Below are 8,465 nucleotides of genomic sequence, written 5' to 3'. Positions count from 1 at the left end.
GATTGCCGGTTGCCTGCTCCGGTACTACCACCGTCCTGGCCGGGTGGCGGCGATCAGCGCCCTGCTTACCCGGTGCTTTGGCCCGGTTCCCCCGGTCCCCGGCCTCACCTCGTGGGGCGAGTGTCTCGGCGAAGACGAGGACAATCTGCTCTACTTTGAGGTGAACGTGCCCGCGCCTGAGGAGTACCTGGCCTGGCTGAAGGAACACGTAGGCGAGAGACAAATAGTGCGGTACATCCTGGATGCTGCCCGGAGCGCGGGCGGGGGATACCGGGGCGACCTGGAGGGGCCCACGCACGTGGATGCCGTGTTGCTTAACCGGGCGACTGGTTTTGCCGTATTCTTCGAGGCAAAGGTGCTGTCGGACATTTCCGTTGGCGTCACCTTTGACCCGTTGCGCAATCAGCTTGCCAGGACAGTCGATGTCATGCTGGAGCCAAACGAGCGGTTGGGGGTGCCTCTCTCTTACCGTGACCCCCGTCGGACTCTCCTTGTTCTGGTCACCCCGGAGTTGTTCCGCCGGGCTCCACACGCTCGTCTGTACGGATGGTTGATCCAGGAGTACCGGTCTTCACCGAGTGCTCTGGCCCGCGATCTTCCCCACAGGAAGGATGTGGACTTCGCGGAGGTGTCCAGGCGCCTCGGGTGGGTGACGTGGGAGGAATGTAATAAGGTCCTCCCGGGGGCGTGCCCCTGGCTGCGGTAGCACGATACCCGGTCGGCGGCTGGTGCGGTGGCAGGTCCCCCGCGTGTCGGCTGGTGGGCTCCACAGGAGTGATGGTGCCCGCGGGCGCGACGAGTCTCAGCCATGACCGGGCAGGGCAGGTCTGGCCCGTGATTCGGCTTGCTGGCGGCGAAGACTTCGGTTGAGGTATTGACCCGCGTTCTGGTGGGGGACAACCTGTCTGCGGAGTCGTGGGCCGAGTACGGTCGCCGGTGGAGGTCCCTGCTCGGGCGCGAGATCCAGGTGGGCGTGCGCGTCCGGCAACTAGCCCGCCGGGTCGACGACGCCACATTAGCCTTCCTCATGGACCTCGCTAACCGCGACGGGATCAAGCGCACCATCCAGTCCCACCGCCTCTTCGACTGGCACGCCCCCCTGCTCTCCGCCGTGCTCGACGCCCCCCTCTCCCTCGTCCGTGCCGTCCTCAAATAGCCCCACCCACCCATCCACCCATCCACCCATCCACGCATCCACCCACACCCCTCGCCACGCACGCCGCCGCCTCCGCCTGGCCTGTTACTCCACCAGGGTCTCTACACCCCGGTCTCCGCCTGCACCAGGGTCGCTACACCCCGATCCCCGCCTGCACCCGGGTGCTCGCACCCCGGTCTCTGCCAGCACCAGGGTGCCTGCACCCGGGTGCCAGCCCTCACCGGGGTTCCTGTACCCCGGTTCCTGCCCGCACCGGGGTCCCTACACCCCGATCCCCCCTGCACCAGGGTCCTCGCGCCCCAGTTCCAAGCGCACCAGGGTCGCCAAATCGCGATCGGGGCCTTACGGAACCCATGTGCAGGTGGCCACGAAACGCGGAAGGGGTTCTTACCACGCGCGTGAGCGCCGGTTGGACCAGCCATCTCCGGTGTTGCCACATGTTGTTCATTGGATCTGACTGAGGGTGGGCATCCAGACCTCCAATTGGCTGATGTGGCGGGAGGCGCAATTTGGAGTAGCCGGCTAGGGTTAAGGCGTGGTGTAAGGCGGCCTATGTTGCACAGTAGCTCAAGTACATTGACGAGAAAACCCTGGGGAGGGATACGATGGGCGACGCTGATCCTGAAGCTCATGGATCTGGTCTCGGACGAGGATGTCGATGGGTGCTTGACGCGACGTGGATCGTCCAATCATCGGCAGGGGAGTGGCTGGGATCGCCGGGTGCCGTTTCTCTTGCTGCCGCCATCGACCTGGAATCTCGTGAGGCGGTGAAGAGCCATGACTCCCCGGACCTCCAAGTTCATTGCCATTGCGGTGGCGCAGGGTGACGCTTTCTTCCTTGAGCGAGATGGCAGAACGGTGCTGGTGGACGGAGGCGCGTCGGCTAGGAACTTCCTACGCCAGTTCGCACGCGCGACTGGACGCTGCAAGGTTGATATAGTCGTTTGCACGCACAACGATGCCGATCACACGCCGGCGGATTGATTGGGTTCCTACGCTCCGGCCAGCGGTGCAAAGAGGTGTGGCTGCCCGCTTCGTGGCGCGCACGCCTGGGCGACTTACTCAGCTTTCCCGTCGACTTTGCAGATGAGCTTCTCCACAACGTAGTTGAGCACGTCAAGGCTGAGGGTGATGCTTCGCTCGAGATTCTCGGCGAACGACTGTCAGAGACTGGCCCAACCGTGGAGTTCGTTGAGGAGGATCGGGGTGCATGCTGTCTGAGGCCGAAGCAGAGGCGCTATACGCGGAGAGAAAGCGGTTGGTCAAAATCGATCCGGACTGGGAGGCCTCGGATGACTACGGAGACCTTGAGTTGAGTGGTGTTGTCGAAACGGAAAGCGGGGAATTGCTCACCCTCAACTGTTATCTCCGGGTCGATGTCGATCCGCCGCTCTTCTGGTTCGATTTGATTTACGGTGGTACCGTCCCGATACGGAGCCTGCACATGGACACGCCACACAAGAATCCAGACGGAGAAATCGTTGGTATACCTCACAAGCACCGGTGGAATGGTCGGCACAAGAGATGGGCATACTCCGTCCCGGATTTCCCGCGCCACAGCATCAATGAAGCCTTGAAAGAGTTCCTGAGGGAGTGTAAGATCGAGCACGAAGGGCGACTGCCTGAGAGGTACAACCTCTGGGGTGAGTTCTAATGGAGTGCCGGGATCTTCTCGAAGAGTACGCGACTTGGTTGCGCGAGAATACTCACTGCGAGGAGATTTCGCCTGGCTATTGGCGGGTGATAACGCCCCACCAAACACCCGGTGGGGATTTGATAACGTTGCACCTCTTCGACCGCGGGACGGAATTCGTCTTGACGGACCGGGGTGGCACATTGAACCAACTACGCAGCAGGGGAATCGACGTGCTTGGGCCGAGAGCGTCGCGGCCCCGCCGGGAATGGGTCGACATGGTCCTGGAATCCTACCAGGCGGAAATCAAACGCGGCGAACTCGTCTTTCACGCTCAACGAGATAATCTTGGACAGGCGGTGACTTCCTTTATAGATGCGATTCACGAGTTACTTTCTTTGGAGCTTACCGCGAAGCTACGCACGAAGCGTTTCTTCAAGGAGGAGGTTCGGTCGTTCCTTCTGGAGTCGAACGTCCATTTCATTCAGGACTATCGGGTTCAGGGCAGGAGAGCATCCCACACGATCGATTTTGCGGTCAACACCAGGAAAACCCCCGCCCTCATCCAGGCGGCCTCAACCGGCTCGAGGGCTTATTCGACTATCCTCGCCAAACTGACGACACATGCATTCCTTGACCTTTACAAGGCCGGTGTTGCACACACCTCTCTCAGCCTCATCGATGACGAGGAAGACGTCTGGACCCAGGAGGCGCTCGCCATATTGGAGACAGGCTCGGATCACGTCATAGGCTGGAGCAAGAGAGATCACCTCCTCGAGGTGCTCCGCGGGGGTGGGGAATAGCTCGGCCGCAGGCATGGAATCGCCTCAGGAAGTCGTATGGATGGGGGATCCTGGCTGATCGGTTGACGGTTGCTCTAACCCCATGCTTTCGCCACACTGGCGGTCAGACTGGCATTGCTCGAAGCCTGTCTTTAGGTGGCTGAGCGTCCGGCGGTTTCTGGGGGTGGATAACGTTGATTGATTTCGATAGGCTGTTGGCCCGAGCCGAGCGCCGGCGTATCGTCGAACCAAAGGCGCTTTTTCACGGCCTAGTCCGTGGCCCCGAGTTCGAATACCTACGGGACGTGCAAGTTGACGTGCTGGACGCTTGGCACAGTCGGCGTGAGCATCGGGATACGGTGATCAAGATGAACACCGGGTCGGGGAAGACGCTTGTAGGCCTCCTCACCCTCCAGTCGTGCTTGAACGAGGGGGTAGGGCCTGCACTATATGTTTGTCCCACCAACCAGTTGGCCGATCAAGTTGTGGAGCAAGCGGTTGGCTGCGGGATTCGTACCGTACAGTTTGGTTTGGACAATCAGTTTCCCCAGGAATTCCTCAACAGAGAAGCAATTCTCGTTACGACCTTCCAGAAACTGTTCAACGGCCGATCTATCTTTGGGGTGCTGGGTGGGGCCCGCGAGCCGTTGAATCTCGGTGCAGTTGTAATAGACGATGCCCACAGCTGCCTCAGGATCGCGCGTGAAGAAGTAACCGTAAGATTTGTGCGGGGAGCAGGCGAAGCATACGAACGTCTTTCGCGGTTGTTTCAGGATGTCATGGAGGCTCAGGCGGTCGGCACCGCTGCAAGCATTCGTGACGGAGATCCGCACGCCTTCATGGCAATACCATACTGGGCGTGGCAGAACGTGCTGTCCGATGTCTCTCGGATCCTGGCTGAGCTCAGGGACGCAAGGGAGTTGCTGTTCTCCTGGAATCTGGTTCAAGACGATTTGGAGTTGTGCTGGTGTTTCATTACCGGCACCGAAATACAGATCACTCCGTACCTGGTCCCTATTCAACGCATTCCCAGCTTCGATCTTGCCCGACGCCGCTTTTTCCTTTCCGCGACGCTCATTGATGACTCCATTCTGATTCGGGAGTTCGGCGTTGCTCGGGAGGCTGTCGAGAATGCCCTTCACCCTAATGTCAGCGGTGACGTGGGCGAGAGGCTTATAATCGCGCCCCGTATAATGGATTCGTCTGTCGATGACGATCAGGTGCGTCAATTGGTTCCCAGGATATCAAGTGAGGGATACAACGTAGTTGTACTTGTACCGTCATTCACTGCGGCGAAGCCGTGGGAACGTGTTGGTGCCGAAGTGGCCAATAATGATACCATTGATGTAATCCTGAAGCGGCTTCGGGGTTCTGTAGGAAACTTCGTAGTATTGGTTAATAGGTACGATGGTATAGACTTGCCCGGTGATGCTTGTCGTTTATTAGTGCTGGACGGGCTCCCGCCAGGCGGTTCTCTCTACGCGCAATACGTCATGACGGCAAGACCCCAGTCCCGGCAACTAAGGAGTAACCAAGCTCAAAGAATAGAACAAGGCTTGGGGCGCGGTGTGCGATCGGGCGGTGATTATTGCGCTGTTCTCTTGTTAGGCAGCGATTTGATCTCCTTTCTCACGCTAGTGGAAAATCGGGAGTTTCTTTCGCCCGAAACGCGTCTCCAAATCGAAATCGGACAAACGTTGGCGCAGGAGATTCGCAGGGGCGGTAGTGACCCGCTCCTCAGTATTCACAGGCTTATACATCAGTGCCTGCAACAAGACCCCGGTTGGAAGAAGTTTCACCGTGAAATGCTTTCCCGGGTATCGTATGTTGCCTCTAGCGATCTTCCCCTCAAACTGGCTGAGATGGAAAGGAAGGCTGTTCAACTTTTTCGCGGGGGGCAAGCTCAAGGCGCTTCTGATTCCGTTCAGAAGGCCATTGACGACCTCCCCCAACTGGACCCGGTTGACAAGGGTTGGTACCTCCAATTTGCCGCGCAGCTTCTCCACAAGGTGGACCCCGGTAGGGCGCAGGAAATCCAGCGGAAAGCCCACGAACTGAACCCGCGTCTATTCAGACCCCTTGAAGGTGTTCAGTATCGTCGCTTGATGGAAAAGGGGACGCAGGCGAGCCGTGCCGTAGAGTGGTTGCGCGGGTATGACAACGCTAATGCCGTTGTCGTGGCAGTCGATGAGATTCTGGCCAAGCTCTCATTTGGAGTTGAGCCTAATGAATTCGAGCAGGCCCTAGCTGATCTTGCAAACCTGCTTGGGCTTCAATCTCAGCGACCCGAAAAAGATTATGGTAGCGGTCCCGACGTCTTATGGTTGCTTTCTGACGGGGCGTTTTTCGTTATCGAAGCGAAGAATAACGTAAGCCTGACGCGGTCTACCGTTTCGAAGGATGAGGTCGGCCAGCTCGCAAATAGCATCAACTGGTTCCGCCAGCATTATCCAGGGCAAAGCCTCACCGCCATTATGGTACACCCGTGCAGCGTGTGTGCACACGATGCTTATCCCCCAGAAGACGCTAAGGTCTTGGCGCCGGAAGGGTTGTCAAACCTCCAGAAACGGATCCGTGGCTTTGCCGCTGCCTTGGCAGCCAAACCACCGGAGGCCTGGACGGTTCAAGAAGTCGGAACTCTACTTGGAGCGCACGAGTTGACGCCGGGGGGTCTCCGTGCGCGTCTGGTGCCGCTAAGGTCACAGCGCTAACAGGCCGTACACTCAACAAGTGGGCTCTCTGCGTTGCCCGTGCCCGTAAGCAACGTTCATTTCCCGAAGTATGGGGCTGCGACGGACTCAATGTGGCGGTGAGGGCGGGCCGCTAACGTCCTTCCCGTGCGTCGCATAATCCAGATGTGGTGCAGTCGTCTTCTCCGGACCCTTCGGGGGGACCTCGTGCCATGCGACGTGGTTCATGGCCAGTGATTGAACGTTGAACACCCCTCCGCCCGGCGTCTGACCGCGGTGGCATCCGCGCGCAGGTACACGGCAGTGGGGTCACCTCTGGTCGCATGGCTTGTCGGCAAGGGAATGTGACGTGGTACTGTCGAGAGGGCTCTCCAGCCCCATCGGGGACCGAGTGAGGGAGCTTCTCCATCGGCAAGTGCTATCTCCCGTGATGAAGACCCTGCTCTTCGCGGCGGACTACTAGCGGTTGCTGGCGGGCGAGATTGCTGTGGAGGTGTTGACCCGCGCTCTGGCGGAGGACGACCTGACTGCGGAGTCCGCTGGCGGAATACGATCGCCGGTGGAGGTCCCTGCTCGGGCGAGAGATCGAGCTGGTGTGCGCTTCCGGCAGCTTGCCCGCATCTTCCGGGTTCCCCGGAGCCGATGGGTAGGGGACTTGAAGCCGCAGGTACGAAGGTCGTGCTGGCTTAGCGGGATGCTGTCCGGGAGCAAATGGATGGGGGGCGGGCTTCGCCCGGCCGCCCCCGACGCGGGCGGGTGTGCCCCAGGATGGGTGTACGCCGGGACATGACGTGGGTTACAATAGTGACTGATCACGCCCGTGTTGCCCCGGTCCCTATGGGGAGGGGCCATCTTGGTTAGGTCCGGCAATTTGGAGGGACTGTGTGAATGGGAACTGCACGCATAGTCAGCGATCCACACGTAATGATGGGGAAACCCGTTGTCGCGGGCACGAGGATCACTGTGGAACTGATCCTTGAGAAGCTGGCGGCGGGGGAGACAGTTGAGCAAATCGTAGCTGCTCATCCGAGCTTGACTAAGGATGGAGTAAGGGCTGCCATCGAGTACGCTGCCCGGGTATTGCGGATGGACGCGGTCTACCCGGTGGCAGGCGCAGCGAGATGAAGTTCGTTGCAGACGAGTGCGTGGACGGCCAGATAGTCGCGCGGTTGCGGGCCGAGGGGCACGAGGTTGCGTACGTGGCGGAGTTCGGCCCGGGTGCCGGCGACGAAGCTGTGCTCGAGACCGCGAACAAGACAGGTGCCCTTCTCTTGAGCGCCGACAAGGACTTCGGCGATCTGGTATTTCGCCTGGGCAGGGTAGCGGGTGGTGTGGTTCTTGTACGGCTCGCCGGCCTGCCTGAGCACGAAAAGGCGGATGTGGTTGCCGCTGTGGTGGCTCGGCATGGGGACGAACTGAGGGGGGCCTTCACGGTGGTCACGCCTCGCGGGATCCGGATCAGGCGGACGGGGCCGGCGGGAGACGGGGGTTAGGCAGCATAGGAGCCTGGCCGTGACCCTGAGCGGTCAAAGTACCAGAGTCAGGGTGTTTGAGGGAAACGCTCCTGTGTTAGTGGTGAAGATTTCCTCGCTATTATGGATAACCAGGGAGAGTTGGAAACCGCCCCGTCAGGTGCGGCCGGACCAGTCGCAGTGAATCAGTAGCGTTCATTTCCCGAAGTATGGGGCTGCGACGGACTCAATTTGGCGGCCAGGGCGGGCCGCTAGGGTCGTTCCCGTGCGTCGCATAATCAAGATGTGGTCGGTCGTCTTCTCCGGGCCCTTCACCTTCCACCGTGGCTGACGGCATCCTCCGTGGCTGACGGCATCCTCGTGGTGGGCGAAGCCGCCGGCCAGATGAAGACCACGACGGGCGGCGGCGTGTACTACGGTTTGCTGGCGGCCGAGATTGCTGTGGGTGTGTTGACCCGCGCTCTGGCGGAGGACGACCTGTCTGCGGAGTCGTTGGCGGAATACGATCGCCGGTGGAGGTCCCTGCTCGGGCGGGAGATCGAGGTGGGTGTGCGCTTCCGGCAACTCGCCCGCCGGGTCGACGACGCCACATTAGCCTTCCTCATCGACCTCGCTAACCGCGACGGCATCAAGCGCGCCATCCAGTCCCACCGCCTATTCGACTGGCACGCCCCCCTCCTGTCCGCCCTCCTCGACGGCCCCCTCTCCCTCCTCCGCCCCCTCCTCAAGTAG

9 protein-coding genes are annotated in these 8,465 nt (G+C 60.3%); all 9 read left to right on the top strand.

Annotated features, from left to right (window positions below; genetic code table 11):
• A partial coding sequence (locus AB1609_10370) for a hypothetical protein (protein MEW6046871.1) occupies positions 1 to 706 on the top strand: 706 nt, incomplete at its 5' end.
• A 168-nt stretch (positions 707 to 874) separates the two neighbouring features.
• On the top strand, positions 875 to 1,156 hold the full coding sequence (locus AB1609_10365) for a hypothetical protein (protein MEW6046870.1): 282 nt from the start codon (positions 875 to 877) through the stop codon (positions 1,154 to 1,156).
• 777 nt (positions 1,157 to 1,933) lie between these two features.
• Positions 1,934 to 2,140 (top strand): MBL fold metallo-hydrolase, encoded by a 207-nt coding sequence (locus AB1609_10360; GenBank protein ID MEW6046869.1) that lies wholly within the window; start codon positions 1,934 to 1,936, stop codon positions 2,138 to 2,140.
• Positions 2,141 to 2,366: 226 nt separating this feature from the next.
• Entirely contained in the window at positions 2,367 to 2,810 is a 444-nt protein-coding gene (locus tag AB1609_10355) for a hypothetical protein (GenBank protein MEW6046868.1), read from the top strand.
• Complete coding sequence (locus AB1609_10350; protein MEW6046867.1) at positions 2,810 to 3,592, top strand: DUF1828 domain-containing protein; 783 nt, start codon at positions 2,810 to 2,812, stop codon at positions 3,590 to 3,592. The genes AB1609_10355 and AB1609_10350 overlap by 1 nt, the downstream gene beginning before the upstream one ends.
• Positions 3,593 to 3,765: 173 nt before the next feature.
• Positions 3,766 to 6,282, top strand: a complete 2,517-nt coding sequence (locus tag AB1609_10345; protein MEW6046866.1) for a DEAD/DEAH box helicase — start codon at positions 3,766 to 3,768, stop codon at positions 6,280 to 6,282.
• 867 nt (positions 6,283 to 7,149) lie between these two features.
• Positions 7,150 to 7,386 (top strand): DUF433 domain-containing protein, encoded by a 237-nt coding sequence (locus AB1609_10340; protein MEW6046865.1) that lies wholly within the window; start codon positions 7,150 to 7,152, stop codon positions 7,384 to 7,386.
• On the top strand, positions 7,383 to 7,754 hold the full coding sequence (locus AB1609_10335; protein ID MEW6046864.1) for a DUF5615 family PIN-like protein: 372 nt from the start codon (positions 7,383 to 7,385) through the stop codon (positions 7,752 to 7,754). The genes AB1609_10340 and AB1609_10335 overlap by 4 nt, the downstream gene beginning before the upstream one ends.
• Before the next feature lie 321 nt (positions 7,755 to 8,075).
• Positions 8,076 to 8,465 (top strand): hypothetical protein, encoded by a 390-nt coding sequence (locus AB1609_10330; protein MEW6046863.1) that lies wholly within the window; start codon positions 8,076 to 8,078, stop codon positions 8,463 to 8,465.

The organism is Bacillota bacterium (assembly GCA_040754675.1).
GTDB lineage: Bacteria > Bacillota > Limnochordia > Limnochordales > Geochordaceae > Geochorda.
This window is presented reverse-complemented; position numbering and strand designations above follow the sequence as displayed.

What these genes read in the sequence shown, in the direction of transcription:
- AB1609_10360 (MEW6046869.1), top strand. Translation starts at nt 1,934, where the DNA reads ATGACTCCCCGGACCTCCAAGTTCATTGCCATTGCGGTGGCGCAGGGT.
- AB1609_10355 (MEW6046868.1), top strand. Translation starts at nt 2,367, where the DNA reads ATGCTGTCTGAGGCCGAAGCAGAGGCGCTATACGCGGAGAGAAAGCGG.
- AB1609_10350 (MEW6046867.1), top strand. Translation starts at nt 2,810, where the DNA reads ATGGAGTGCCGGGATCTTCTCGAAGAGTACGCGACTTGGTTGCGCGAG.
- AB1609_10340 (MEW6046865.1), top strand. Translation starts at nt 7,150, where the DNA reads ATGGGAACTGCACGCATAGTCAGCGATCCACACGTAATGATGGGGAAA.
- AB1609_10335 (MEW6046864.1), top strand. Translation starts at nt 7,383, where the DNA reads ATGAAGTTCGTTGCAGACGAGTGCGTGGACGGCCAGATAGTCGCGCGG.